Source organism: Longispora albida DSM 44784, from assembly GCF_000379825.1.
In the GTDB taxonomy this organism is placed as follows: Bacteria; Actinomycetota; Actinomycetes; order Mycobacteriales; family Micromonosporaceae; genus Longispora; species Longispora albida.
The window spans coordinates 541,084-566,617 of the sequence record NZ_KB903825.1; the positions used below are offsets into that span (position 1 = coordinate 541,084).

Consider the following 25,534-nt stretch of genomic DNA (forward strand, 5'->3'; position numbering starts at 1 on the left):
TTCGCGGCTGTGCACCACGAGTTGGGCCAGAGCGTACCCAGAAGTTACCCATCAGTTGCCCCAGGCCGGCAGGGTACCGGCTCATGAGAATTTCTCGCCTCACAGCCGCGGTACTCGCCATCGCCGCAGGACTCAGCGTCGCCGTCCCCGCGAGCCCGGCCGCCGCCGCGACCCCGGCGCTCAAGGTGCTCTCGCACAACGTGATGTTCCTGCCGCGCACCCTCTTCCCGAACTGGGGCCAGATCCAGCGCGCCGACCTGATCAGCCGGGCGCCGTACGTCGCCGGCAACGACGTCGTCGTGCTCCAGGAGATGTTCGACAACGAGGCCTCCGAGCGGCTGAAGGCCGGGCTGGCCGGGCAGTACCCGCACCAGACGCCGGTACTCGGCCGCTCGCGCTCCGGCTGGGACGCCACCCTCGGCTCCTACTCCGACACCACGCCGGAGGACGGCGGCGTCGTGATCGCGAGCAGGTGGCCGATCCGGGAGAAGATCCAGTTCGTGTACGCGGACGGGTGCGGGGCCGACTGGTACTCCAACAAGGGCTTCGTCTACGTCCGGCTCGACGTCAACGGCACCGCCGTGCACGTGGTCGGCACCCACGCGCAGGCCGACGACACCGGGTGCGAGGGCGGGGACGGGGCTTCCGTACGGGCCAGGCAGTTCGCCCAGCTCGACGCGTTCCTGGACGCGAGGAACATCCCGGCCGCCGAGCAGGTCATCGTCGCCGGTGACCTGAACGTCGACCGGTACGCCCCCGAGTACCAGGCCATGCTGGGCAAGCTCGGCGCCGCGGCCCCGTCCTTCGCCGGGCACCCGTACTCGTGGGACGCCCGCACCAACGCGATCGCCGACTACAACGACAGCGAGAACAACCAGCAGCAGCTCGACTACGTCCTGCACCGCAACGGCAACGCCAGGCCAGCGACGTGGCAGAACACCACGCTCAAGGCGAAGTCTCCCCAGTGGAGCGTCACGAGCTGGTGGACGACCTACACCTACACCGACTACTCCGACCACTACCCGGTCCTCGGTTCCTAGGGCAGCAGGAGTACTTGCGCCAGGAATCCATTATGGATTCCCGACTACGATGGGCGCATGGCTGAACCTGTGTACATGAGTCCCTTCGTCCTGCCCACCCCGGCCGTGCGCGTGGAGAAACTCGGCGACGCGCAGCTGTACCTGCCGGAGGGCACCGGCCCGAGGCCCGCCGTGATCTTCGTGCACGGCGGGCCGATCCGGGAGGGCATGCACGCCCCCAGCGAGTGGCCGGTCTACATCGGGTACGCCTCGGCGGCAGCGGCTCGCGGCGTGGCCGGCGTGATGTTCGACCACCCGCTGCGCGCCGAGGACCTGGCGCCCTCCGCCGACCTGCTCGCCAGCACGATCGATGCGGTCCGCGCCGACCCGCGCGTCGACGCGGACCGCATCGCGCTCTGGGCCTGTTCCGGTGGCGGGATCCTCCTCGCGGACTGGCTGCGCGCGGCTCCGCCGTGGCTGCGGGTCGTGGCGGCCAGCTACCCGGCGCTGGAGTCCCTGCCGGGCGCGGTGGCCGAGCCGCGCTACCGGGCCTCCGAAGCACTGCACGCCGCCAGCCCGCCCGTGGTCCTCACCCTGGCTGGTCACGAGGTGGAGCCCCTCGTACCAGGCCAGCAGCGGTTCGTGGCCAGGGCTCAGGAGACCGGGGCCCGCCTGGAGATCATCGAGGTACCGGACGGTCAGCACAGCTTCGACATGCTCAACCACACCGAGCAGTCCCGCCGGGCCGTCGAGCAGGCGTTCGACCTGGTGACGGGCCTGCTCACCAAGGACGGCTGAGGACATGTCCGTGGTGGAGGCCGCCGCGTCGTTCGCGCTCGTCGCCGGGCTGCTGACGATCATGCCGGGGCTGGACACCGCCCTCGTGCTGCGCACCGCCGTCGCCCAGGGGCGCAGGGCTGCCTTCGCCACGGCCCTCGGCATCAGCCTCGGCGCGCTGATCTGGGGCGCGATCGCCGCCGCCGGGGTGTCGGCCGTGCTGGCCACCTCGCAGGCCGCCTACACCGTGCTCCGGCTGGCGGGCGCCGCGTACCTGGTCTGGCTCGGGCTGGGCCTGCTGTTCCGCAGGGCCCGGCCGGAGGCTGCCGACGGGAAGGGGGCAGGCGGGCGGGCCTTCCTCCGCGGGCTGGTCACCAACCTGCTCAACCCGAAGATCGGCGTCTTCTACGTCGCGATGCTCCCCCAGTTCATGCCGGAGAACGCCTCGCACCTCGCGATGGGCGTGCTGCTGGCGCTCGTGCACGACATCGAGGGCATGGCCTGGTTCACGCTGCTGATCTGCGGGGCGCACCTCGTGCGCGGCTGGCTGAGCCGGGGCGCGGTGCGCCGGGCCCTCGACCGGGTGACCGGCGGCGTGCTGCTCGGCTTCGGGGCGAAGCTGGGCATTCTCGACTCCTGAAAATTGGTGCCCCGGCCGGGCAACCCCCGCGTGCGGACCTTCCGTTCGTCCAGTGAGGAACAACGGAAAGGTCGGCGATGAAGCGTGCTGAGGAGGAGACGTACCGCGAGTACGCCTCCGCCCGGATCGACCAGCTGCGCCGGGTGGCGTACCTGCTCTGCCGCGACTGGCACCTGGCGGACGACCTGGTGTCGATCGCCCTGGTCAAGCTGTACCGGCACTGGCGCCGGGCCCAGCGGATGGAGAGCCTCGACGGCTACGTCCGCAAGATCCTGGTCAACTCCTGGCTGGACGAGCAGCGCAGGCCGTGGCGGCGTGAGCAGGCGGTGGAGGAGCTGCCGGAGACGCCCGTCCTCGATCCGGACCCGGACGGCGGAGCCCTGCTGGCGCTCCTGAACGAGCTGCCGGCCCGCCGGCGGGCCGTCCTGGTCCTGCGGTTCTACTGCGGGCTGTCCGTGACACAGACCGCCGAGATGCTCGGGTGCTCCGAGGGCACCGTCAAGAGCCAGACCTCCCGCGGGCTGGACGCGCTGCGCCCGCTCGCCAGCCGGCTGGAAACCACTTAGGAGCGTTGGAAGAGATGCAGCAGAACGAATTCGACCACGCCATCGGCACCCCGCCGCCGTCCCGCGTGGATCTGGACACCGTGATCGTCAAGGGCCGCCGGTCGCAGCGGCTGCGGACCTGGGGCATGAGCGGCGGGCTGGCAGTGGCCGTGCTGGCCGCCACCGCCGGTACCGGGCTGTGGCTGAACGCGGGCCCGGCCCCGGCGGATCGGGTCCCGGCAGGCTTCGCGGCACCTACGGCCGGCTCCAGCCCGATGCCACCAGCCCCCAGTCCGAAGTCGACGCCGAAGGCGCCTCCGACCAGGGCGACCCCCAGCTGGACACCGCCGCCTCCGCCGGCGGAGGGCCACCGCCTCACCAAGGAGGAGGCGGCCCAGCTCACCACCACCCTGAACACGGCACTGACGGCGGTGGCACCCGGAGTCCAGGTCGTGGCCGGTTCCGGGAAGGTCCGCGAGGAGCAGGCCCTGTCGTTCCGGACCGGCGCGCACACCAACCCCGCCGCCATTGGTGACCTCCGTGACCAGGCTGGCGAGGGTGCCGTGGGCTTCGAGGTCACAACCGGGACCGGGCCGTACCTGTGCGCGGACGTGGCCGCGGCCGAGTACGACGACTTCGACCAGCAGACGGACTGCGTGGAGTCGGCCGGGCCCGCCGGTGAGCGGATCCTCGCGCTGACCCACTCCGACCCCAAGGGCACCACCGTGTACCTCGGCAAGGGCGGCAAGGGGTTCCTCGTCCTCGTGCTGCGGGCCGACGGCACGATGGTGAAGGCCCGGGCGTGGTCGGCGAGCTTCTCGAAGATCGACATGCACAGCAACCCGCAGACGCCGTTCAACGCGACGCGCGCCGAGCCGCCGCTGAGCATCGCGCAGCTCACGGCGGTCGCGCTGACCCCGGGCCTGCGGTACACGCCCTGATCACCCACGCGCCGGCCACCGGGACGAACGGGATAACGTGGATGTCATGAGTCTGACCAAGCCTGAGATCGAATTCCCCGAGGGCGTCGCCCCCTCCGAGCTGCAGATCACCGACATCACCGTGGGTGACGGCGAGGAGGCCAAGGCCGGCCACCAGGCCGTCGTGCACTACGTGGGCGTGGCCTTCTCCACCGGCGAGGAGTTCGACGCCTCGTGGAACCGCAACAGCCCGTTCACCTTCCCGCTCGGCGGCGGCCGCGTCATCGCCGGCTGGGACCAGGGCGTGCAGGGCATGCGGGTCGGCGGCCGGCGCAAGCTGGTCATCCCGGCCCACCTGGGCTACGGCGACCGGGGCGCCGGCGGCGCGATCAAGCCGGGCGAGACGCTGATCTTCGTGGTCGACCTGCTCGCCGTGCAGTAACTCCATACCTTTCCGGTCATAAGGGCCGGGCACACCACCTGGTGTGCCCGGCCCTTCGCGTTGCCCGGGCCGGCCCCTTGTTGAAACTGGTTTTCGTTTTCGATATGGTCTCCGGCCATGACGCATCTCTTGCTCACCGAGAGCTGGGTCGGGGCGATGAGCAGCCTGCTGCCGAGGGCCATCACGGCCGCCGGGCACGAGTTCACGTTCCTGACCAGGGATCTCGGGCACTACCTGGCCCCGGGCCCGCACCGGCCCGCCGGCCGGCACCCGCTGCTGGGCGCCCGGCACATCCTCACCGCCGAGACGAACGACCCCGAGGTCATCGCCGGCTTCGCCCTCCAGGCGCACCAGCTGCTCGGCTTCGACGGGGTCCTCACGTCCTGCGACTACTACCTGGACACCGCAGCCGTGATCGCCCAGCGGCTGGGCCTGCCGGGGGCCGGCCCGGAGACCGTCCGGCGGGGACGGCGCAAGGACCTCGCGCGGCTGGCGACCCGGGACCTGGGGCCCCGGTTCGAGATCGCGGCCAGCTGGGGCGAGGCCAGGGCGGGAGCTGCGGCCCTCGGCTACCCGCTCGTCGTCAAGCCGGTGGACCTGTGCGCCGGGATGTTCGTCCGGCTGGTCAGGGACGAGGCCGGGCTGCGGGAGGCGTACGGCGCGCTCGCGGCCTTCCCGGTCAACGCCCGCCAGCAGGAACGGTGCCCGGTCGTGCTGCTGGAGGAGTACCTGACGGGGGCGGAGGTGAGCGTCGAGACGGTCACTGTGGACGGCAGGACCACCGTGGTCGGGGTGACGAGCAAGGTGCTGGCCGGGGAGCCGTACTTCGTCGAGGCCGCGCACGAGTTCCCGGCTCCGGGCGAGCACGGGGAGGCGGTGCGGGTCGCGGTCGCCGCGATCGGCGCGCTCGGAATCACGCACGGGGTCTGCCACGTGGAGGTGCGCGGCGGCCGGCTGGTCGAGGTCAACCTGCGGCCGGCCGGCAACTACATCACCGAGCTGGTCCGGCTCGTCACCGGCATCGACCTCGCCGCGGTGCAGGTGCAGCTCGCGCTGGGTGAAACCCCGGATCTCACGCCGCGTGCCACTGGTCACGCGTCCGCCGCCATTCGATTCTTTGTACCCGACGCGACCGGCACAGTCCGCGCCGTGCACTCCGCTGGCCGGCCCGACGGCGTCGAGGACTGGCGCCTGGCCGACATGACCGGCCGCGATGTCCGGCCCGCGACCAGCAACAACGACTACTACGGGCACGTGATCACCGCCGGGGCCGACGCGGCGGCCAGGGCTGAGGCACTGGTACCCAGGCTGGAGTACCGATGATCGGCCGGCTGATCAGCCAGGCGCTGGCCGACCCGCGTTCCCAGCAGCCGATCACGGTGGCGTTCCGGACCTGTCAGGGCGCGCGGCACCCGGGCCGGGGCGGCGGGTACCGCAACGAGGTGGTCAGCATCCGGGCCGGGGCGGCGGTCGGCTCGTGCGCGATCGAGCCCGGTACCGGCGGCGACGACCTGTTCGGCCTGACCGGCCGGCCGGTGGCTGACGGGCTCCGGCATCCCGACCCGGCGATCCGGCTCGCGGCGCTGGACGCGTTCCTGCTCGCCGTCCAGCCGCACGAAAGCGATCCGGCGGCTGAGGCCGTGCGGCTGCCGGCCGGCGACTCGCTGGCCCGGTCGCTGGCCAGGGCGCATGCCGTCGCGGGCCTGCTGCCGCCCGAGGCGGAACGAGTCGCCGTGGTGGGCGTCGTCAACTCGCTGCTCCAGGCCCTCCGGGACCGTGGTGTCGGGTACGTGCCGTGCGACCTCAAGGGCGGGTCGACCGAGTGGGGCGAGCCGATCGTGACGGACGCGGTCGCGGCTGCGGACGGTGCCGACGCGCTGCTGGTGTCCGGGATGACGCTCGGGAACGGGACCTTCGAGGCCCTGGCCGCCACGGGCAAGCCCATCGTCCTCTTCGCACAGAGCGGGAGCGCGGTGGCCAGGGCACTTCTCGGGCAGGGCGTCACGGCGGTGTCGGCCGAGCCGTTCCCGTTCTTCTGGCTCACCGGTTCGGACAGCCAGATCTTCCTGTACCGGAGCGCCTCGTGACCCCGCTCGTGACCACCGGCCTGGCCGGCCTGGTCGGCGGTACCCCGCTGTTACGGATCACGACGCCGCTGCCGGTGCCGCAGCCGGGCTTCTGGGCGAAGCTGGAGTACCTGAGCGCTGGCGGCATGAAGGCCAGGGCCGCGTTCAGCATGGTCAGCCGGGCGAAGGAACGCGGCGAGCTGCGGCCGGGCGCGGTCATCGTGGAGTCGACCAGCGGGACGCTCGGCGTCGGGCTCGCCCTGGCGGGCACGGCGCTCGGCCACCCGGTCATCCTGGTCGTCGACGACGAGCTGGAACCGGTGATGCGGGCGATGCTCCGCGCGCACGGCGCCCGGCTGGAGATCGTCACGGAACCCGACCCGGTACGCGGCTGGCAGGGCGCGCGGATTGACCGGCTGCGGGCGGTGCTCGCCGAGCACGACGGGGCCTACTGGCCGGACCAGTACCGCAACCCGGACAACCCGGCCGGGTACGCCTCGCTCGCCGAGGAACTGGCCAGCCAGGTCGAGCACGCCGGCTGCCTGGTGTGCAGCGTGGGGACGGGCGGGCACAGCGCCGGGCTCGCAGCCGTACTGCGGAAGCGGTGGCCGGGCCTGCGGATCGTCGGCGTGGACACGATCGGCTCGGCCATCTTCGGCCAGCCGGCCAGGCCCCGGCTCATGCGCGGGCTGGGCAGCAGCATCTATCCGCGCAACGTGGACTACGACCTGTTCGACGAGGTGCACTGGCTGGCGCCGGCCGAGGTGGTCGACGCGTGCCGCCGGCTGGCCAGCGGGGCTTTCGTGTCGGGCGGCTGGAGTACGGGAGCTGTGGCGGCGGTGGCGGCCTGGCATGCCCGGCGAGCCCCGGAGCAGCAGGTCGTGGCGGTGTTCCCGGACGGGCCGGTCCGCTACTGGCAGACGGTGTACGACGACGGGTACTGCGCGCGGCACGGCCTGCTCCAGCCGGCCCTCGGCACGGAACCGGCGGAGCTGGCCGACCCGGGTGCCGCCGAGGTGACGAGCTGGACGCGGTGCACGTCCGTCCGGGATCCGCTGTGGAGTGATGCGGCGTGAGGCCTTCGGACCTGTGGGGTTTCGCGCGGGGATTGCTGGCCGGTGCCGGGGTGCTGGTCACGGCGTACGAGAAAAGGGTTGCGGGGTTGCCGTGGGTATGAGGTTTTTGCTGGTCAACCAGTTCGCGGTCAATGTGGGGTTCTACCTGCTGGTGCCGTTCCTCGCCGGGCACCTGTCGGGGGCAGGGCTCGCGGCCGGGGCCGCCGGGCTGGTGCTGGGCGTGCGGACGCTGAGCCAGCAGGGCATGTTCCTGCTGGGCGGGAGCCTCGCCGACCGGCTCGGCTGCCGGCCGGTGATCATCGCGGGCTGCGCGCTGCGGACGCTCGGCTTCGGGCTGTTCGCCGTGCTGGACTCCTTACCCGGCCTGATCCTCGCGTCGGCGCTGGCCGGGCTGGCCGGGGCGTTGTTCAACCCGGCCGTGCGTGCCTACGTCGCGGTCGCCGCCGGGGAACGCAAGGCCGAGGCCTTCGCCCGCTTCAACGTGTACGCCAACGCAGGAGCGCTCGCCGGGCCACTGCTCGGGGCAGCACTGATCGGCGTCGGGTTCCGGCTGGTGGCCGTGGTCGCCGCGTTGATCTTCGCGGCGCTGACCGTCGCGCAGATGCTCGCGCTGCCGCCGCTGGCAGCCGAGCCGGCCGAGCATCCACTGTGGAAGGACTGGGCCGAGGTGCTGTCCAACCGGCGGTTCGTGCTCTTCGCGCTCGCCGGCAGCGGGATGTACGCGCTGTACAGCCAGCTCTACCTCGCCCTGCCGCTGGCAGCTGGCCCGCCGTGGGCCGTGTCCGGCGTGTTCCTGCTGGCCACGGTGATCAGCATCGCCGGGCAGGTCAGGATCACGCGCTGGTGCCGGGGGCGGTGGCGGCCGGGCCAGGCCATCGCGGCGGGGCTCGGCGTGATGGGGCTCGGGTTCTGCGTACCGGTGCTGCCCGGGCCGTGGGCGGTGTTCGGCGGGACAGCCCTGCTCGCGGCCGGCTACGCGATGGCACACCCCTTCGCGCTCGAACTCATCCCCGGGCTGGGCGCCGACCGGCTGCCCGGCACGTACTTCGGCGCTTTCTACCTGGTCTCCGGGGTGGTGGCCGCGGCAGGTTCCGCCGGGATCGGCTGGGCGCTCGACGCCTCACCCGGGCCGCTGGCCTGGGTACTGCTGGCCGCGGCCGGGCTCGCCTCCGCGGCAGGGGTCGCGGCACTCGACCGGAAAGGACAGCTCGCATGAACATGAACCTGCTGACGGACAACCCCGCGCTGTACGAGATCGCGTTCCCCGACCCGGAACACCTCGGCGGGCGTTTCGTCGAGTCCGCACTCGTCCGGCACGGCCCGTGCGGCTCCGTGCTGGACCTGGGCTGCGGGACCGGCCGCGACGCCGGGTACCTGGCCCGCCAGGGCTACCGGGTCACCGGCGTCGACATCTCACCGGAGATGATCGCCTACGCGCGGAGCCAGCACCCGGCCGTCCGCTTCGAACTCGGCCGGATGGAGTCCTACCGGGGCCCCGAGGTCGACGCGGTGTCCTGTATGGACAGCGCGCTGCTCTACTGCCACACCAACGAGCAGCTGGCCGCGACGCTCCGCAACGCGCGGGCCCAGCTCCGCCCGGGCGGCCTCTTCGTCGCCGAGATGCGCAACGGCGCCTTCTTCCTCGGCAACGACGCCGTGACGCACCACGAACCGGACCGGGTGCTCGCGCACGACGGCGTCACGTACACGGCCCGGACCCGGCTGGCCATCGACCACCGCGCACAGCTGCTCCGGCGGCGGCGCGTGTGGACCTGGGGATCCGGTACGGGCGAGCTGGTCCAGGAGTCGGCCTGGCGGCTGCTCTTCCCCCAGGAACTCACGTACTTCCTCACCGAGGCCGGCTTCGAGGTGCTCGGCCTCTTCGACGCGCCCGGCCCCAACACCACAGCGGAAGCGTGCGGCGGGCTGGCTGGCCGCCGCCTGCACGTGATCGCCCGCGCCCTCCCGGAAGGAACCCTGTCATGCTGAACCGTCGTCATGTGCTGCTGGGCGGACTGGCCCTCGGAGCCGGGGCCGTCACGGCCTGCTCCTCGCCACGGCCCGCGAGCGCGCCACCGCAGCCGAGGAAGGGCGGCAGGCTCCGGGCCGCGTTCCAGACCGCCGGGGCGAAGGAGTCCCTGGACCCGCACACCGCCGTGCTGTTCGTCGACGGAGCCCGCTCGAAGGCCCTGTACGACAAGCTCACGGACTTCGGGCCGGACATGGCCGTGGTGCCCCGGCTGGCCAGGGAGTTCACGCCGAACGCCGACGCGACGAAGTGGCGGTTCGTGCTGCGTGAGGCCACCTTCCACGACGGGCGGCCGGTGACAGCCGAGGACGTGCTGGCCAGCTACGCGCGCATCCTCGACCCCAAGGCGGCCGGGCGGCGCGCCAAGGCTTTCCTCGAACCCATCGACCTGGCGAACTCCAGGGCGATCGACCAGCGGACCGTCGAGTTCGCGCTGAAACGGCCGACGGCGGAGTTCCCGAACGCGACGGCCGCGTTCGGGGCGTGGATCGTGCCGAAGGGCGCGGAGGACTTCACGAAACCGGTGGGCTCCGGGCCGTTCCGGTTCGTGTCCTTCACGCCGGGGCAGCCGCTGGTCGCCGACCGGTACGACGGGTACTGGGACGGGCCGGCCTATCTCGACCGGATCGAGTTCGTCCCGGCCAACGAGGAGACGGCCAGGATGAACGCCCTGCTCAGCGGGCAGGCCGAGTACGCGCATGACCTCGCGGCGACCTCCGCGAGGACATACAGTGCAGATCAGAGGGTGCGGATCGTCCGCTCACCGGGCGGCGCGATGCACGCTCTCGCGATGAAGCTCGACCGGCCGCCGTTCAACCACCCGGACGTCCGGGCGGCGTTCCGGCTGATCGCGGATCGGCAGCAGCTCGTCACGGCGGCACTGTCCGGCATGGGTGAGGTCGGCAACGACCTGTTCGGGAAGGGGTACCAGCATTATGCGTCCGGTATCACGCAGCGCACCCAGGATCTCGGCAAGGCCCGCGCGCTCCTCAAACGGGCCGGAGCTGAGGGGCTCACGGTCAAGCTCGACACGGCGCCGGCCGGCGCCGGCCTGGTCGAGGCCGCAGCCGTCTTCGCCGAGCACGCCAAGAAGGCCGGGGTCACCGTTGAAGTTGCGGTCGGGAACAAGGACACGTTCTGGGCCGACACCCTGAACTCCGGCTCCATCGCGAGCTACCGTTCCGGTGCGATGCCGATCGAGACGCACATCGCGTCCCGGCTGCTCACCACCTCCCCGCAGAACGTGACCAAGTGGGGCTCCCCCGAGTTCGACACGCTGTACAGGACGATGCAGTCCACTGTGGACCCGCAGAAGCGCGCCGCGCTCTACACCGGCATGCAGCAGCAGCTCCACGACCAGTGCGGGCTGCTGGTCTGGGGCTTCGGTGACTGGATCGTCGGCACGGCCGCGAAGGTCGGCGGCGTCGGCCAGGCCCCGCCGAACACGCTGGAGTGGGCCCGCTTCGACAAGGCGTACGTCTCCGCATGAGCCTCGGCTGGTACGCGGCCCGGCGGCTCGGGCTCGGCGTGGCGCAGGTCCTCGCGGTCGTCACCGTCATCTTCGCGCTCACCTGGGCCCTGCCGGGCGACGCCGCCGTGGTCATCGCCGGCGACGACCCGGACCCGGCCCGGATCGCCGGGATCCGCGCCGCGCTCGGCCTCGACCAGCCGGTCATGGACCGCTACACGTCCTGGCTGGGCGGGCTCGCCACCGGCGACCTCGGCCGGTCGCTGGTCACCGGGCAGCCGGTGACCGCCGTCCTGGGTGCGGCTTCCGAGCCCACCTTGCTGCTCGCGGGAGTCACCCTTCTTTTTCTTGTACCCGCGGCGGGGGCACTCGGCATCACCTGCGCGACGAGAGCCGGTGGCCGCTTCGACCGGTGGACGACCACGGTGACAGTGGCACTGCACGCCATCCCGGAGTACGCGCTCGCCGTGCTGCTGATCGGCTTCTTCGCCCTGTACCTCGGGCTGCTGCCGGCCACCGCGCTCGGCGAGCTGACCCCGGCGGCGCTCGTCCTCCCCGTGACCGTCCTGGTGTCCCGGTCACTGTGCTCACTCGCCCGGCTGATCCGGGCCAGCCTGATCGAGGCCCTGGCCTCGGACTACGTGGCGCACGCCCGGCGGCACGGCGTCCCGGCCGCCCGCGTGCTGTTCCGGCACGCCCTGCCGAACGCGCTGGCCCCGGCCGTGCAGCAGCTCGCCCGGACGGCGGACTGGCTGCTCGGCGGGATCATCGTGGTCGAGGCGGTGTTCGCGGTACCGGGACTGTCTGCGGCCGTCGTGTCGTCGGTGGCGAGCCGGGACGTGCCGGTGCTGCAAGGACTCGCGGTGCTGTTCGCGGTACTGACGGTCGTGCTGCACCTCGGGGCTGACGTGCTCGCGTACCGGCTCGCACCCCGGGCGGTGTCGTGAGCAGGCCCGTGCTGGCCGCCGCCGGCCTGCTCGCCGGGATTCCTGTGGTCCTCGCTACGCTCGGGCCACCGCTCAGTGCTCTGCCCGCCTCCGGCGGCCCGCCCTTCGCTCCGGATGGCTTTCTCGGCACCGACGTCCTCGGCCGCGACGTGCTGGGCGTCCTCCTCCACGGCGGCGCGTCGATGCTCGCCATCACCTTCACGGCCACCGCACTGTCCTATCTGGCCGGTGGGCTGATCGGGCTGCTCGCCGGGGCTGCCAGAAGCCGATGGCTGGACGAGCTGCTGATGCGGCCCCTCGACATCGTCCTCGCCATACCCGGCATCCTGATCCTCCTGCTCGCGGCCAGCCTCGCCGGTCACGGGCCGGTGATCGTGACAGCTGTCGTGGTCGTCGTGAACGCCCCGGCCATCGCCCGCCTGGTCCGGGCCGCGACCCTCGACGCGGCGCGCAGGCCGGCCGCCGAGGCGATGCGGTTGCAGGGCGAGAACTGGTGGGCGATCCACGCCGGATACGTCGGCCGGTGCCTGCGCCGGCCGCTGCTCGCCGACGCCGGAGCCCGCCTCACCAGCGCCGTGTACCTGACCGGAGCCGCGAACTTCCTCGGCGCCGGCCTCGCACCGGACAGCCCCGACTGGGCAGTGGCCATCGACCGGAACAAGGCCGGCCTGCTGCTCCAGCCGTGGGCGGTCCTCGCCCCCGCCGCGCTCGTCGTGGCCTTCACGATCGGCGTGAACCTGCTCGCCGACGAGCTCACCAGGGGGAAACCGTGATCCGGGTGTCGGGCCTGACCGCCACAGCCGCCGGCCGGGCCATCGTGGCGGGCGTGTCCTTCACCGTCGCGGCCGGGGAGGTACTCGCGCTGGTCGGCGAGTCCGGCAGCGGCAAGACGACGATCGGCCTGGCCCTCCTGGGCGAGACCCGGCCCGGCGTGGTCCTCACCGGTACGGTCACAGTGGACGGACGCGCCGGGTACGTGCAGCAGCACCCGGCCGCCGCGCTCAACCCGGCCCGGCGAGCAGGCTCGGTGCTCCGCGACATCGGCCCGTACTCCGAGGCTCTGGCCACCGCCCAGCTCCCGGCGGACCGGGCGTTCCTGCGCCGGTACCCGCACCAGTACTCCGGCGGGCAGCAGCAGCGGCTCGTACTCGCCGGGGCGCTGGCGAGCGGCGCCCGTGTCCTCGTACTCGACGAGCCGACGACCGGGCTCGACCCCGCCAGCCGGGACGCGGTACTGCGCGAGTTGAAGGGGCTGGCCGGGCAGGGCTACGCGATCGTGCTGCTCAGCCACGACCTGGCCGCCGTACGGGCCGTCGCCGACCGGGTGCTGGTGCTGCGGGGCGGGGTGTGCGCGGAGCAGGGGCTGGTGGGTGAGGTGTTCGGGGCGCCTCGTTCCGGGTACACGAAAAAGCTCCTGGCCCCGCGACCCAGGCTGCACCGGCCGCACAGGCAGGGCGGGGCACTCACCATCCGGGGGCTGAGCGCCGCGCACGGCAGGCGCACCGTGCTCCGCGACGTGCACCTCACCGCCGGACCGGGCGAGTGCGTCGGCATCGCCGGCCCCTCGGGCAGCGGCAAGACCACCCTCGGCCGGTGCGTGGCCGGCCTGCACCAGCCCTCCGCCGGATCGATCACAGTGGACGGACGTGTGCAGTACGTCTTCCAGGACCCGTTCGGCTCGTTCGACCCGACCCGCACGGTCGCCCGCCAGGTCTCCCGGACCGCCGTCCGGCTACGCGGCCTGAGCCGGGCCGCAGCCCTCGCCGAAGCCAGCGACCTGCTCACCACGCTCGGCGTCCCCGACGGCTACCCCCGGCAGCTCTCCGGCGGCGAACTCCAGCGGGCGGCCATCGCCCGCGCCGTCCTCGCCGAACCAGCGGTCCTGGTCTGCGACGAGGTCACCTCGGCCCTCGACACCGTCACCACCGAGGCACTCCTCGAACTCCTCACCGGAATCCAGGCGACCCTGCTCTTCATCTCCCACGACACGGACCTGCTCACCCGGATCGCCGACCGCGTCGCCACCGTCGAGAACGGCACGCTGACCCTCAGCGGAGATTGAAGTTCCGCCGGGTGCCGAGCACGACGGCCTCGACGCCCTTCGCCGACTCCCCGGCTGTCGGCGGCCGTTCGTGGTTCGTCACTTCGATGACGAAATGCAAGATGCCGTTGCCGTGCCACAGGCTCGCCGTGTACACCAGCGTGTTGCCCGACAGCACCGGTTCCTCGATGAAACCTGTGTGGGGCGGGGCTGACTTGCTGAGCACGACCGGCTTGCGGCCGGCGGCCTTCGCTTCTCTGAACTCCTTCAGCACGGACTCCCGGGCACCGCCGACATCGGAGAACAACTCGGCAGCCGCAGTCAGCTTGACGGCGGCCTTCTCATTGGCCGCGCCGAAGGCACAGACCTTCCCGTCGCCCTGGGCGCCACGGTCACCGGCCTTCGGGACGATCGGCTTGATGTCGATCCGCTTGCAGACCTGATCCGCTGCGGGGAAGCCGTCCCTCCGTGCGTCGAAAGCGTTAACGGCGAAATAGTCCTCATCGGACGGTGCGGCCTTCGCCGTCGCCGTGGGCTCGGCCGCGGCCGTGCCCGGCGTCACCGCCGGAGTACTGGCGGATCCCGGCGCGGCCTTGCCCGAGCCGCAGCCGGTCAGCCCGGCCGTCAGCAGCCCGGCCGCCACCAGTGCCGCGGTTCGCGCCATGTTCTTCCTGCTCATACCCGTCCCCCAACTGCCAGGCCCCTCCCGCCACCCGGCGGGCGAAGAGCCACCGGAGGGTAAGGGACTGGTAAAGAGCCAGGCAAGGGACGGGTGAGCCGATCTTCCGATAGCTCGCATTGGCCGGAAATGTTCCGGCTAACGATCAGGGCACGCGACGATCAGAACATGTGGCGGCAGGTGTCCAGGCCCTCGATCGTCACATCGTGGCCGGTGTGCAGCTCGGACCAGCGCTGGCGGGTCAGGCGCATCCTGGCCATCTCCGCGACGGAGTCCTGGTGACGGTGGAGCTTCACGCCATTGTCCACATAGCCCAGTGCGCGCGACACGCCCAGCGAGGACGCGTTGTGCGTCCACGCCTCGGTCTCGGCCACCTCGGCACCCAGGCCGTCGAAGGCCAGCGACAGGACGGCTAGCCGCATCGCCTTGCCGATCCCCTTGCCCCGGAACGCCGTACCGAGCCAGGACGCCGTCTCGACCGTACGCAGCGCGCCGAAGTCCGCCGCTTCGAGGTCCTGGAAGCCGGCCAGCTCTCCGGACACCCAGACCGTGAACCCGGCACTCCAGGTACCCGGCTCCCAGCTGCCCATGCTCCGCCAGTAACCCTGGTGGATGGCGTGGGCGGCGCGGTGGCCCGGTACGCCGAAGTCGGGCAGGTGCGGGTTGGTCTCCACGTCGGCCGGGCAGAGCTCCGACAACGGGACCAGGTCGGCTTCGGTGTTCGCGCGGAGCGTGACGTCGCCGGTGCGGAGCACGAGGTTGTGGACGGGCCAGTAGGAGTGCGGCATGCCCCGCATACTCGCACTCCCCCGCCCGGCCCGCCGCTCTTTTACCGGCCGGCCGTGGTCCGCCGGATCAGTTCCTCCCACTGGGCGACGAGCCGGGCGGCTCCGGGGTCGGCGAGCGCGAGCGGCCCGAGGTTGCGCATGACGCCGGCCAGCCAGCCGACCAGGTCCAGCGCCATCCGCTTGTCGCCGGCCTCTGCGAAGGACCGGGTCGCGTCCGCGAGCAGGCCCGCCCAGACCTGGCCGGTCTCCCAGAAGGCGTACCGCAGCTCCGGCGCGTTCGACCTGGACGCGAAGGCGAACAGGTAGTGGGCTTCGAGGGCCAGCCGCTGGCCGTGCTGCGGGTCGGTCCTCAGCAGCCGGGTGGCGTATCCGGCGAGCCGCCGGCCAGCCTCCGCCGCCAGGCTCGGGTCGCCGCCGACCCGGCCGGAGATGATCGGCATCGTCTCCCCGCTGGTCACGAGCGAGCCGAGTTCCCCGGCGGCCCCGGCTGCGGCCAGGCTCTCCGCGAGAGCCGGACGGCCGGGTTCGCGGAGCCGGGACAGCGCCTCGGCCGCCTGGCGGGCGTTCAGCTCGCGGGCCCGGCTGGCCTGCGCCGCGCCGCCGCCGCGCTGCCCGAGCCGGGCGCAGGCGCGCGCCAGGTCAGCCGTGTACGCCGAGCCGTCCAGCAGGGCGACGATGCTCTCGTCGGCGCCGGCCGCCCGGTCCGGCTCGCGCACGGTCAGCGCCTCCGCGACGACCTCCAGCGCCATCACCAGGTAGTTGAGGTTCTCCTGGGTGATGTCGAAGGTCGCGCCCTGCCCGTACCCGGTGTACATCCCGATCGCCTCGTCGGCGGCGGCGACCGCGAGATCGGGATCACCGCACGCGTGCAGCACCCTGGCGTTCATGACCAGGACGCGGGCCAGGTCGGCGTAGTACGGGCTGTCGTCCTCGTACGCCTCCAGCCGCAGGTACCTGTGGACGGCCTCGTCCGCCGTGACGACAGCCGACGCGCCCCGGCCGCCGGCGGCGAGGGCCGTGGCACGGCGGCACTGCACGTCGGCGATCAGGTGCTCGGTGCCGGGAAGCGGGGCGTAGCACTCCTCCGCTTCCTCCAGCACCGTGACGGCCTCTTCCGGCCTGCCTGCCTGGGTGAGGGCGCCGCCCAGGTTGTACAGCAGCGAGCCGGTCGCCCGCAGCCTGCCCGGGTCGCCCGGGTCCATCGCGAGCAGTTCGTCACCCAGCGCCCTGGCCTCCAGCAGGAGCGGGAGCGCCCGATCCGGCGGGAGGCCCCGGGCCTGTGCCGCCAGCTTGCTGACCCGGTTGATCTTCCGTCCCTCTGCCCCGAACATCCGGCAGCCCCCTCCGCCACAATGGATAGACGCCCATCATTGTGGCAAACGAGGCTGTCCCGGCAAGCCCTACAGGGCCAGCAGCCGGGCCTCTTCCTCCGGGGTCAGGCCGGGCTTGGCCGGGCCGCCCCGGCCGAGGTCCCAGGCGAGATGGTCGCGGATCGTGTCCGCCAGCGGGCGGAGCTTCAGGCCGTCGGCCAGGGCCTTCGCGTTCGGTACCAGGTTGGCGGCCTCCGCGTCCGGCGACCCGATCCACAGCGGGACCCCGAACCAGCGGTCGACACCCGCAGCGTGCAGTTTGGCCGACGGCACCCAGGTCACGTCGCCGGGCTCCGCCCCGCACAGTGCGAGGAAGCCGCCCATCGGCACCGGATCACCGGCCAGGTTGAAGACGCCGGCCGCACCGGTACCCGCGATCCACTCCCCCAGGTCCCGCACGTCGATGAACTGCTGCCAGCCGTCGGGCGTGCCCGGGGCCATCACGGGACGCGGGCCGGTCGCGATCCGGCGCGGGAAGTAGCCGAACCGGTCGGTCGGGTCGTGCGGGCCGACGATCAGGCCGGGCCGCACGATCAGCGCCCGGTCGCCGTAGGCCGCCTGCACCTCCCGCTCACACAGCACCTTCTTCGAGCCGTAGTCCTTGGCCAGGTCGAGGCCCTCCCGGTACTCCAGCACCGGGGCTTCCTCGTGGTTGGGGGTCTTGTGGCTGGCGTACACCGAGATGGTGGACACGAAGACGTACCGGCCGGTGTCGAGCACGGTGGACCTCGCGACGACCTCCGGCTCGTAGCCGGCCACGTCGATCACGACGTCCCAGCTGCGGGCGGTGAGGGCAGACAGGTCGCCGTGCCGGTCGCCGATGATGGTCTCGGCCTCCGGGTACAGGCCGGGGTTGGTCTGGCCGCGGTTGAACAGGGTCACCTGGTCGCCACGGCCGAGGGCGGCTTCGGTGATGGCCCGGCCGAGGAACTTCGTCCCGCCGAGGATGAGCACGTTACGCATGATCCATCAATAACTGCTGAACGGCCCGGGGTGCGAGCCCCGGGCCGTCTCGATTCACTTAAGGATTCCTGTGCACTGCGAGGATTCCTAGAACTGCGTCGCGATGCTCACGTTCGAGAACGAGTCCGTCGCGTAGAGGCTGACGTAGCGGTACCCGGCGGACGGGTTCTTCACGGTCAGCGTCTCGCCGTTGCCGGCGGTGACCGACCGGGCGCTGTACTTCGTCCGGGTCGCCCAGGCGCCCGAGTTGTAGTACAGGTCGGCGTTGCCGGTGCCACCCGACGTCGTGACGGTCAGGGTGGTGACCCCGGCCGGCAGGTAGACGTAGAAGTAGACCAGGTCGCCCTTGTTCGCGGAGAAGCCGTTGCGCTGGCAGTTCTTGCCCAGCTCACGGATGTCCACCGCGCCGCACTGCGGGAGGCCAGCCACGGTGACCGTCTTGGTCGCGGTGGCCGACAGGCCCTTGTCGTCGGTCACCGTCAGGGTGATCGTGTACGACCCGGCGGCGGCGTAGGAGTGCGACGGGCTGGCGGCGGCAGAGGTCTGGCCGTCGCCGAAGTTCCACGAGCGCGACGCGATGGTGCCGTCGGCGTCCGCCGACTTGTCGGTCAGGGTGACCGTCAGGCCGGAAGTCGCGGCGTCGAACGCAGCGACCGGTGCCTTGTTGGTGTTCGTGCAGCCACCGGAGGCGCAGGCAGCCAGCCAGGACGCGAAGTCAGCGTCGTAGCGGGTGCCGATCGTGGTCTTCAGCAGGGTCCGCGCCGCCGCCCAGTTGCCCGTCCGGTAGTGGCCGAGCAGGGTCACGACGTCCGGCCGGTGCTTCTCCAGCATGTACCGGACGGCCAGGTAGCCCCACTGGTAGACCCGCGTGGAGTCCGAGTTGTTGTACGTGGTGTCGAACAGCGTGCTCAGCGGGTACGTGTTCTTGCCGGCCTCGGTCACCGCCCGGCTGTAGACCTCGTTGCGGTACGAGTACGAGATGTACTCGGCGAAGCCCTCCACCCACATCACGGTCGGCGTGGTCATGCCGGCGGAGAAGTCGCCGTGCATGTTGAACCGGCCGTCGAGGTAGTGGGTGTACTCGTGGTTGAGGTTCCAGATCGCGAACTCCGGACGCAGCCACTCCGCCTCGTAGGCGATGAAGCGCGGCTGGTTGCCCTGCGTGGCCGGGTTGCCCTCGAGGTACATGCCACCGTTGTTGGTGTCGATGTCGAAGATGACGCCGGCGTACGCCTTGTAGTCCGCGCTGCTGTTGAACGCGTTGACCTCCAGCGACGTGTTGTTGTCGTTGGCGACCGGGGTGTTCGTGCCGGCCACGTTGAAGAAGTACGCGTCCTGGCTGGCCAGGCTCTGGCAGGTGGCGGCCAGCTGGGCTGCCGTCATCTCCTGGGCGCGGATCTTCAGCGTCGGCGAGCAGGTGTGCCGCACGGACAGCACGGCGTCGGTCAGCTTCTGCGACAGGTTGCACACGTCGTAGTAGCCGCAGTTGGCGCTGTCGAAGTAGCTGGCGTTCTCGGCGACGCCCACCCACAGCGCGGCGGTCGGGCCGGTCATCGAGCTCGCGCCGAGCAGGCCCTTGGCCAGCGGCCGGACCTTCGCCTGGAGTGCTGAGTGCCGCACGAAGCGGGTCAGCTCACGGCCGGCGTTGGAGGTCAGGTAGCTCCGGTCCGTGCCGAGCAGGTCGAGGTGCCCCAGCGCGAAGCTGTTCAGGGTGTCGATCACGCTCGGGTCGGCGATGACGGCGTTGACGAAGTCGTCGTTCTGGTGCCCCCGGAACAGCGGGGTGTACACGTTGTTGACGGCCGTCTTCATGTAGTAGTACGCGTCGTAGGAGCTGTTGTACGCGTTCAGCAGCTTCTTGATGACGTTCAGGTACCGGCCCTGCTCGTCGGCGCTGTCGATCAGGATGACCGACTCGGCGAGCGTCTGGCCGTGCGCGTCGTTCACGTCGAGCATGTGCGAGTTGGCGAAGAACGCGTCGAGGCCGCCACGGATGGCGGTCTTGAGCGGTGCGCCGTACGCGCCCGTGGCGTCCGGGTAGGAATACTGCACGTAGTACCCGGCGCGCAGGAACATGACGAGCTGGAGCGTGCTGCCCGAGTTGTCGCCGGCGTAGGCGGCCGAGCTGGCCTTGTACGCGTCGGCGACCGTGACCATCTTCGCCTCGCGGAACACGGCGTTCGCCTGGTTCTCCGGGAGGTTGAAGAGCGTGTAGGTACAGGTCACCGGTACGGACTTGATGTAGTCGACCAGGTCGGCGCCCGTCTTGGCCGCGAAGTCCGCGGCGTTGCACGGCGCGGCCGCCGCTGTGGCTGCCAGGCCGCGCGGCTGCGGCTTGCTGTAGTCAGACCGGAGCTGCTCCGACGACGAGGCCTGCGGCGGGCGCTTGTCGGTGGTCAGCTTCACGTTGTGCGCGTGCCCGGGATCGACGGCACCGAGCACTGGCTGCTCGGCGGCCTTCACCGGGGTCGGCGCCGCTGCCCGCGCGGTGCCGGGGGCGGCCTGTACCGGCGACGCCAGCGCGCCGGCCACGGCAAGTGCCGCCACGGACGCACCCAGGATGCGGTGCAGCGTGAGGGGTTTACGCATCGACACTCCTCTGTGGAGTTAGCCAGGTCCGGAGGGGACCGGCCCGGCACGCCTCGGGGGGACGGGTGAGGCGTGAGGTGAAGAGTGTCACACCTTACTAAGGCGGGCAAGGCGTCGAAGCATGTGAATTCATAGGGTTAATTATTAACTACGGACAGCGAAACGGCGCGTGATCAACTCGATGCGCAGCGCCCGTAATATCCACTCAGATCACCATCTGGACTCGGCCAGACGGTCCACTCCGGACCATCATTTTGGCTGATGACAGGCCATCAGTTCTGCTTATGGCCGTCCATTCGCCCGTCATCTCACTGACCGTGACGCCCGGCCGCGACAGCCACCGTCTCGGGCCAGAGGGTGGAAGTGCGGACATCCGGCGACGTCCGCACTTCCGTGAGGTCACTTGCCTGAAGTCACATCACATCGGCATCAGCACTGTGTCGATGATGTAGACCGTGGCGTTACTGGTCCGCACGTTCCCGCAGACCACCTTGGCCGTGCCGTTCACGGTGAAGTCCGTCCCGCCGCCGGTGACGGTCAGCTTGCCGCCCTGGAGCGTGGTGAACGGGCCAGCCGTGCCCAGCTGCGCCGGAGTCACCTTCTGCCCGACCACGTGATAAGTCAGGATCTTGGTGAGCTTGTCCTTGTCGGCGAGGACAGCCTGGAGATCCGCCGCCGGGATCTTCGCGAAGGCGTCGTTGGCCGGCGCGAACACCGTGACGTCCTTCGCCCCGTTGAGCGTGTCGACGAGGCCGGCCTGCGTGACGGCAGCGACCAGTGTGGACAGTACCGGGTTGTTGCTGGCCGCCGTCGCCACCGGATCCTTGGCCATCCCGGCGAACGAGCCCGCGCCGTCCTTGGGCACCGCGGCGCACGCCGTGCCGAACGGCGCCTCGGAGCCCGCTGTCGTGGACTGCACGGCGGACGGCTGGGCTTCGCTGGGCTCCGACGAGCAGGCCGGGAGCAGGAAGGCCAGCGGGATCAGGGCAGCACTGAGCAATGCGCGTCGCATGACGATCTCCTTGACGGGTCAGAGTTGTCTGATTTGCCGGTGGTGTCAGGCGCTGACCATGACGACCACCGCGTGCCAGCCGGTCGCACCGTCCGGGAACGGCGCGCGCCGCTCCCCGGGCTGGAACTCACCGGCCGTGTCGGCAGCCCGTACCTCGAGCGTGTGCCGGCCGGGCGTGGCTTCCCATCGCCACGCCCACTGCCGCCAGGTGTCGATCGAGCCGACCGTCCCCAGCGAAGCTTCCTGCCACGCGCCGCCGTCCGCGCGTACCTGTACCCGGCTGATCCCGCGCCGCTGTGCCCACGCGACGCCGGCCACGGTGACCAGGCCGGCCCTGGGCCGCGCGAACGGGCGGGGTGTGTCGATCCGGGAGAACGTCTTGATCGGGGCCTGCTCGGCCCAGCCACGGCGGACCCAGTACGGATCGAAGGCGGCGAAAGTGGACAGCTCCAGCTCGGTGAGCCACTTGGTGGCCGACACGTAGCCGTACAGGCCCGGCACGATCATGCGCACCGGGAAGCCGTGTTCCGGCGGGAGCTGCGTGCCGTTCATGCCCACGGCCAGGAGCGCGTCGCGGCCGTCGAGGCAGGCCGCCAGTGGCGTCCCGGCTGTCCAGCCATCGGCGGACCTGCCCACCACCTGGTCTGCCCCTGCTCGCGGCCGTGCCTCGCCGAGCAGACCCCTCAGTGGTACTCCGAGCCAGCGCGCGTTCCCAGCCAGTTCCCCGCCGACCTCGTTGGACACACAGGTCAGGGTGATCTCCCGCTCGACGAGGCCCCGCGCGAGCAGGTCGTCCAGGGTGAGCGTGAGCGGCCGGCCGACCATGCCGGTGATCCGGAGCCGGTAGGTGCCCGGGTCGAGCCGGGGAATGACGAGAGCCGTGTCGACCCGGTAGAAGGTGTCGTTCGGGGTCACGAACGAGGTGAGTTCGGGGAGTTTCATGTCGGTGCCGGCCGGGCCGGCGCTCACGGGCTCCGGCAGCGCCAGGACCGGCTGGTCGCGCCGGGCCAGCCTGAAGCCCGCGAGGCCGGCCAGCGCGGCGGCACCGAAAGCGATCAGTACGCCGCGCCGGTCCACCCTCCACTGTGGCCCATCCGAGCGCAGGGTGAACCGGAGCGCCCCGGCGGCTGCCACCACCCCGATCAGCGAGGGCAGCGCCGCAGCCGGCCCGGCTCCCGGCCTGGTCAGGGCCGCCACGGCTCCGAGCAGGCCGAAGAGGCCGAGGCCCGCGTACCCGGCGAGCGGACGGCGCACCGCCAGCGTCCCGAGTACCGCCGCACAGGCCGCCAGCAGCAGGCCAGTGCCGAGCAGGAGTGCGTTCTTGTCGTTCGCGCCGAAGGTACGGATCGCGAACTCCTTGACCGGTTCCGGCGTCGCGTCGACCACCGCGCCGCCGACCGCGACCAGCGGGCTGGTACGCGGGCCGGTCAGCACCGACACCAGCTCGGCCACCCCGAGCGCGAGCGCCGCGCAGGCCAGGCCCGCGAGTGCTCCCCTGCTTCTCATATCCGGCATTCGGTGCCGGGTACGAGAAGGATGGGTTTGACTACAGACGCACTGTGGAGAGCACGGGCAGGGTCGGGACCAGCGAGCCGCCGGCCGGTTCCCTGGTGATGCCAAGAGCTTCCACGCTGGCCAAGCCGCGCAGGAGCTGGGTGTTCTCCCCCGGCGGGACGAGGTCCGACGGCGAGGGCCGCCCGCCACGGATCGTCCACAGCTGGTAGGTCCTGGTGCCGGACTCGGGCAGCCCGGTCGTGATCACGACGGCCTCGGCCCGGCTCGGGGCCATGACGACCGAGATCCGCCCGCCGCCCTGGACCTCCTGCACGATCACCTTCGCGTCGGAGGCTGTCAGGACGTCGCGGATCGACGTCGCAGTGGCCTCCTGCCGGTCGATCCGGCGGTCCTGGACGACGTAGGCCGTCACGCCGGTGGCGAGGATGAGCCCCGCGGCGGCCGCTGCCGCCCAGCGCCGGAGGGCCGTGCGCTCACGGAACGACGGCCGGGGCGGGGCCTGGCGGGTCCGGCGGATCTCGGTGAGCACATTGACCCGCAGGGCTGGCGGGGGTGCCTGCTCGGCGGCGGCACCGAGGCGGGCTGCGGTGGCGCGCAGCTCGGCCACCTCGGCCGCGCACGCCTCGCAGACGGCCAGGTGCCGCTCGACAGCCACCCGTTCGAGATCGTCCACCGCGTCCAGCGCATAGGCACCGACCAGCGTGTGGATCTCGTGATCGGCGGCCATCACGACACCTCCAGGCAGTCGCGCAGCCGGATCAGGCCGTCCCTGATCCTGGTCTTCACGGCTGGCAGGCCAATGCCGAGCAGGTCAGCGACCTGACGGTAGGTGTAGCCGCCGTAGTAGGCCAGCCCGATCGCCTCGTGCTGGACGGTCGTCAGCCGCTTGAGGCAGCGCCGGACAGCCTGGCGTTCGAGATTCCCGGCTGCGGCCTCGGCCACCTCGTCGTACGCGGGAACCTCGCCGGCGGCGGCCTTCCGCTCCCGGTCGGTGGCGGCCTGCGCCGAGCGCACCCGGTCGACAGCCCGGCGATGCGCGAGGGTGAGAACCCAGCTCGTCGCGGTACCCCGGCCGGGATCGAACCGGCTCGCCGTCCGCCACACCTCCACCATCGCCTCCTGAGCGGCCTCCTCCGCCTGCGCCGGGTCGCGCAGCAGGCGCAGGCACAGCCCGTAGACCTTGCCGGCCACCAGTTCGTACAGTGCCTCGAACGCGGCCTCGTCGCCCCGGGCCACCGCCACGAGCAGGTCCTCCGGTGGCGGCCCGCGATGGCTCGCGAACGGGCTGGGGACAGCTTCCGGCACGTCAGACTCCTCGCTCGCCGACCTCTGGTACCGGGTGTTCGGAGCCGGGCCAGATGAGGATGGCCGCCAGGAATTCAGTATGGCCCGTCATACCGCCTCCGCGGCTTTCGTTGTCCTCACAGTGCCCGGTTCGGCAGCCTGTGCCGTACCACCCCTACCAACCGGTAACCCTCAACCGGTACCCCTCTGGGAGGCACGCGAATGAGACGACGACTCTGGGCGGCGGCCGTGGCCGTGGCCACCGCCGGGATGCTCGTGCAGGCCGCTCCGGCGCACGCGGCGGTCCCGGCGCTCGCCGTCGCGCTGGGCGACAGTTACATCTCTGGTGAGGCCGGTCGCTGGCAGGGCAACAGCGACACGACGACCGGCGGCTCCGGCGGCACCGACCGCTCGTGGAACGGCACGAACGCCGACGCCACCCGGATCTACGGCAGCACGTTCGCCTCTGGCTGCCACCGTTCCGACATCGCACCCGTGACCGGCGCGTCCCTCGGCGTCGACCGGGTCGTGAACCTGGCCTGCTCCGGGGCCACCTCGCAGAACGTGCTGCCAGCCTCGCGCGGCGGCCAGCCGTACAAGGGCGAGGCCCCGCAGATCGACCAGCTCGCCGCGCTCGCCGGCACGTCGCGGATCAAGATGGTCGTGTTGTCGGTCGGCGGCAACGACCTCGGGTTCGGCGACATCATCGCCGGGTGCATCGAGGACTGGTTCTGGGGCTCGTCCTGCTCCAGCTACCAGCAGTCCCAGGTGAACGCGAAACTGCCGGCCATGCGGACCGGGGTCGCCAGCAGCATCCAGGCCATCCGGGACGTGATGCGGGCCAGCGGGCACGCGGACACCGACTACCGGCTGGTGCTCCAGGCGTACCCGTCGCCGGTGCCGCGCGGCTTCAACATCCGCTACTCCGACTCCGGCTGGACCCGGTGGAACATGGGCTGCCCGGTGACCAGCGCCGACGCCACCTGGGTGCGCGACCGGCTCGTCCCGCAGCTCAGCACCGAGCTGCGTACCCTGGCGGCTGGCAACGGCACCGAGTTCCTCGACCTGCGCGACGCCTTCGACGGGCGGGAGATCTGCGCCCGTGGCCGGTACCGGGTCGACTCGGCCCACCCGGCATCCGACCGGACGAGCGAGTGGGTCCGCGAGTTCTGGTACAACGACTCCGACGGCCGCCAGCAGGAGACCTTCCACCCGAACGCGTACGGCCAGAAGGCGCTGTCGCGCTGCCTGACCCTGCTCGGGACCTCGGCACCGGGCAACTACAAGTGCCTGAACACGGCCGGCGCTGGCGTCGAAGGCATGCGCCTGACCGTGTGACCGGACCTGCTGGGGAGGCGGGATAA

At 71.5% G+C, this 25,534-nt stretch carries 25 protein-coding genes; 16 read left to right on the plus strand and 9 right to left on the minus strand.

Translation table 11 applies throughout. The annotated features are described in order from the left end of the window. The first annotated feature begins 89 nt into the window (after nucleotides 1–89). The 15 genes from sph (at nucleotide 90) to A3G1_RS0116380 (ending at nucleotide 13,991) form a co-directional block, all read left to right on the plus strand. Nucleotides 90–1,040, plus strand: coding sequence for a sphingomyelin phosphodiesterase (gene sph, locus A3G1_RS0116310; protein ID WP_026212193.1), 951 nt, complete (start codon nucleotides 90–92; stop codon nucleotides 1,038–1,040). A gap of 57 nt (nucleotides 1,041–1,097) precedes the next feature. Then, nucleotides 1,098–1,817, plus strand: coding sequence for an alpha/beta hydrolase (locus A3G1_RS0116315; protein ID WP_018350544.1), 720 nt, complete (start codon nucleotides 1,098–1,100; stop codon nucleotides 1,815–1,817). A gap of 4 nt (nucleotides 1,818–1,821) precedes the next feature. Next, a complete protein-coding gene (locus tag A3G1_RS0116320; protein ID WP_018350545.1) occupies nucleotides 1,822–2,436 on the plus strand; it encodes a LysE family translocator in 615 nt (204 codons plus the stop codon). Between the two features lie 77 nt (nucleotides 2,437–2,513). Next, complete coding sequence (locus tag A3G1_RS0116325) at nucleotides 2,514–3,002, plus strand: SigE family RNA polymerase sigma factor (protein ID WP_018350546.1); 489 nt, start codon at nucleotides 2,514–2,516, stop codon at nucleotides 3,000–3,002. Nucleotides 3,003–3,016: 14 nt separating this feature from the next. Next, on the plus strand, nucleotides 3,017–3,922 hold the full coding sequence (locus tag A3G1_RS0116330; protein WP_026212194.1) for a hypothetical protein: 906 nt from the start codon (nucleotides 3,017–3,019) through the stop codon (nucleotides 3,920–3,922). 46 nt (nucleotides 3,923–3,968) lie between these two features. Continuing rightward, on the plus strand, nucleotides 3,969–4,343 hold the full coding sequence (locus A3G1_RS0116335) for an FKBP-type peptidyl-prolyl cis-trans isomerase (RefSeq protein WP_018350547.1): 375 nt from the start codon (nucleotides 3,969–3,971) through the stop codon (nucleotides 4,341–4,343). A 117-nt stretch (nucleotides 4,344–4,460) separates the two neighbouring features. Next, complete coding sequence (locus A3G1_RS0116340) at nucleotides 4,461–5,666, plus strand: ATP-grasp domain-containing protein (RefSeq protein ID WP_018350548.1); 1,206 nt, start codon at nucleotides 4,461–4,463, stop codon at nucleotides 5,664–5,666. Further along, nucleotides 5,663–6,430: a Rossmann-like domain-containing protein gene (locus tag A3G1_RS0116345; RefSeq protein WP_018350549.1), complete on the plus strand. Its 768-nt coding sequence runs from the start codon at nucleotides 5,663–5,665 to the stop codon at nucleotides 6,428–6,430. The genes A3G1_RS0116340 and A3G1_RS0116345 overlap by 4 nt, the downstream gene beginning before the upstream one ends. Then, on the plus strand, nucleotides 6,427–7,485 hold the full coding sequence (locus tag A3G1_RS0116350) for a PLP-dependent cysteine synthase family protein (RefSeq protein WP_018350550.1): 1,059 nt from the start codon (nucleotides 6,427–6,429) through the stop codon (nucleotides 7,483–7,485). The genes A3G1_RS0116345 and A3G1_RS0116350 overlap by 4 nt, the downstream gene beginning before the upstream one ends. Nucleotides 7,486–7,582: 97 nt before the next feature. Beyond that, nucleotides 7,583–8,701 (plus strand): MFS transporter, encoded by a 1,119-nt coding sequence (locus A3G1_RS0116355; protein ID WP_051110545.1) that lies wholly within the window; start codon nucleotides 7,583–7,585, stop codon nucleotides 8,699–8,701. Beyond that, a complete protein-coding gene (locus A3G1_RS0116360) occupies nucleotides 8,698–9,474 on the plus strand; it encodes a class I SAM-dependent methyltransferase (RefSeq protein WP_018350552.1) in 777 nt (258 codons plus the stop codon). Before A3G1_RS0116355 ends, A3G1_RS0116360 begins: the two co-directional genes overlap by 4 nt. After that, complete coding sequence (locus A3G1_RS0116365; RefSeq protein ID WP_051110546.1) at nucleotides 9,468–11,003, plus strand: ABC transporter substrate-binding protein; 1,536 nt, start codon at nucleotides 9,468–9,470, stop codon at nucleotides 11,001–11,003. Before A3G1_RS0116360 ends, A3G1_RS0116365 begins: the two co-directional genes overlap by 7 nt. After that, entirely contained in the window at nucleotides 11,000–11,929 is a 930-nt protein-coding gene (locus tag A3G1_RS0116370) for an ABC transporter permease (protein ID WP_018350554.1), read from the plus strand. Before A3G1_RS0116365 ends, A3G1_RS0116370 begins: the two co-directional genes overlap by 4 nt. Further along, a complete protein-coding gene (locus A3G1_RS0116375) occupies nucleotides 11,926–12,702 on the plus strand; it encodes an ABC transporter permease (RefSeq protein WP_211216321.1) in 777 nt (258 codons plus the stop codon). Before A3G1_RS0116370 ends, A3G1_RS0116375 begins: the two co-directional genes overlap by 4 nt. Further along, complete coding sequence (locus tag A3G1_RS0116380; protein WP_018350556.1) at nucleotides 12,699–13,991, plus strand: ABC transporter ATP-binding protein; 1,293 nt, start codon at nucleotides 12,699–12,701, stop codon at nucleotides 13,989–13,991. Before A3G1_RS0116375 ends, A3G1_RS0116380 begins: the two co-directional genes overlap by 4 nt. On the opposite strand, the gene A3G1_RS0116385 is transcribed toward A3G1_RS0116380, so the two are convergent. From A3G1_RS0116385 to sigK, 9 genes are all read right to left on the minus strand, one after another. After that, nucleotides 13,978–14,634, minus strand: a complete 657-nt coding sequence (locus A3G1_RS0116385) for a hypothetical protein (protein ID WP_018350557.1) — start codon at nucleotides 14,632–14,634, stop codon at nucleotides 13,978–13,980. The genes A3G1_RS0116380 and A3G1_RS0116385 overlap by 14 nt on opposite strands. Before the next feature lie 176 nt (nucleotides 14,635–14,810). Beyond that, nucleotides 14,811–15,446, minus strand: a complete 636-nt coding sequence (locus tag A3G1_RS0116390) for a GNAT family N-acetyltransferase (RefSeq protein ID WP_018350558.1) — start codon at nucleotides 15,444–15,446, stop codon at nucleotides 14,811–14,813. 32 nt (nucleotides 15,447–15,478) lie between these two features. Beyond that, nucleotides 15,479–16,768 (minus strand): hypothetical protein, encoded by a 1,290-nt coding sequence (locus A3G1_RS0116395; RefSeq protein WP_018350559.1) that lies wholly within the window; start codon nucleotides 16,766–16,768, stop codon nucleotides 15,479–15,481. Nucleotides 16,769–16,837: 69 nt separating this feature from the next. After that, the gene (locus A3G1_RS0116400) at nucleotides 16,838–17,770 is read right to left on the minus strand and encodes an NAD-dependent epimerase/dehydratase family protein (protein WP_018350560.1); all 933 of its coding nucleotides are present in this window, start codon (nucleotides 17,768–17,770) and stop codon (nucleotides 16,838–16,840) included. Nucleotides 17,771–17,857: 87 nt separating this feature from the next. Beyond that, nucleotides 17,858–20,359, minus strand: coding sequence for a collagenase (locus A3G1_RS0116405; protein ID WP_018350561.1), 2,502 nt, complete (start codon nucleotides 20,357–20,359; stop codon nucleotides 17,858–17,860). 418 nt (nucleotides 20,360–20,777) lie between these two features. Next, nucleotides 20,778–21,371, minus strand: coding sequence for a fasciclin domain-containing protein (locus A3G1_RS0116410; RefSeq protein ID WP_040478431.1), 594 nt, complete (start codon nucleotides 21,369–21,371; stop codon nucleotides 20,778–20,780). Nucleotides 21,372–21,416: 45 nt separating this feature from the next. Continuing rightward, a complete protein-coding gene (locus tag A3G1_RS0116415; protein ID WP_425411387.1) occupies nucleotides 21,417–22,877 on the minus strand; it encodes a molybdopterin-dependent oxidoreductase in 1,461 nt (486 codons plus the stop codon). A gap of 40 nt (nucleotides 22,878–22,917) precedes the next feature. Then, on the minus strand, nucleotides 22,918–23,613 hold the full coding sequence (locus tag A3G1_RS0116420) for an anti-sigma factor (protein WP_018350564.1): 696 nt from the start codon (nucleotides 23,611–23,613) through the stop codon (nucleotides 22,918–22,920). After that, the gene (gene sigK / locus A3G1_RS0116425; protein ID WP_018350565.1) at nucleotides 23,613–24,191 is read right to left on the minus strand and encodes an ECF RNA polymerase sigma factor SigK; all 579 of its coding nucleotides are present in this window, start codon (nucleotides 24,189–24,191) and stop codon (nucleotides 23,613–23,615) included. Before sigK ends, A3G1_RS0116420 begins: the two co-directional genes overlap by 1 nt. A gap of 201 nt (nucleotides 24,192–24,392) precedes the next feature. Between sigK and A3G1_RS0116430 the strand changes: the two genes are divergently transcribed. Continuing rightward, complete coding sequence (locus A3G1_RS0116430; protein ID WP_083936953.1) at nucleotides 24,393–25,508, plus strand: GDSL-type esterase/lipase family protein; 1,116 nt, start codon at nucleotides 24,393–24,395, stop codon at nucleotides 25,506–25,508. The last annotated feature ends 26 nt before the right edge of the window (nucleotides 25,509–25,534 follow it).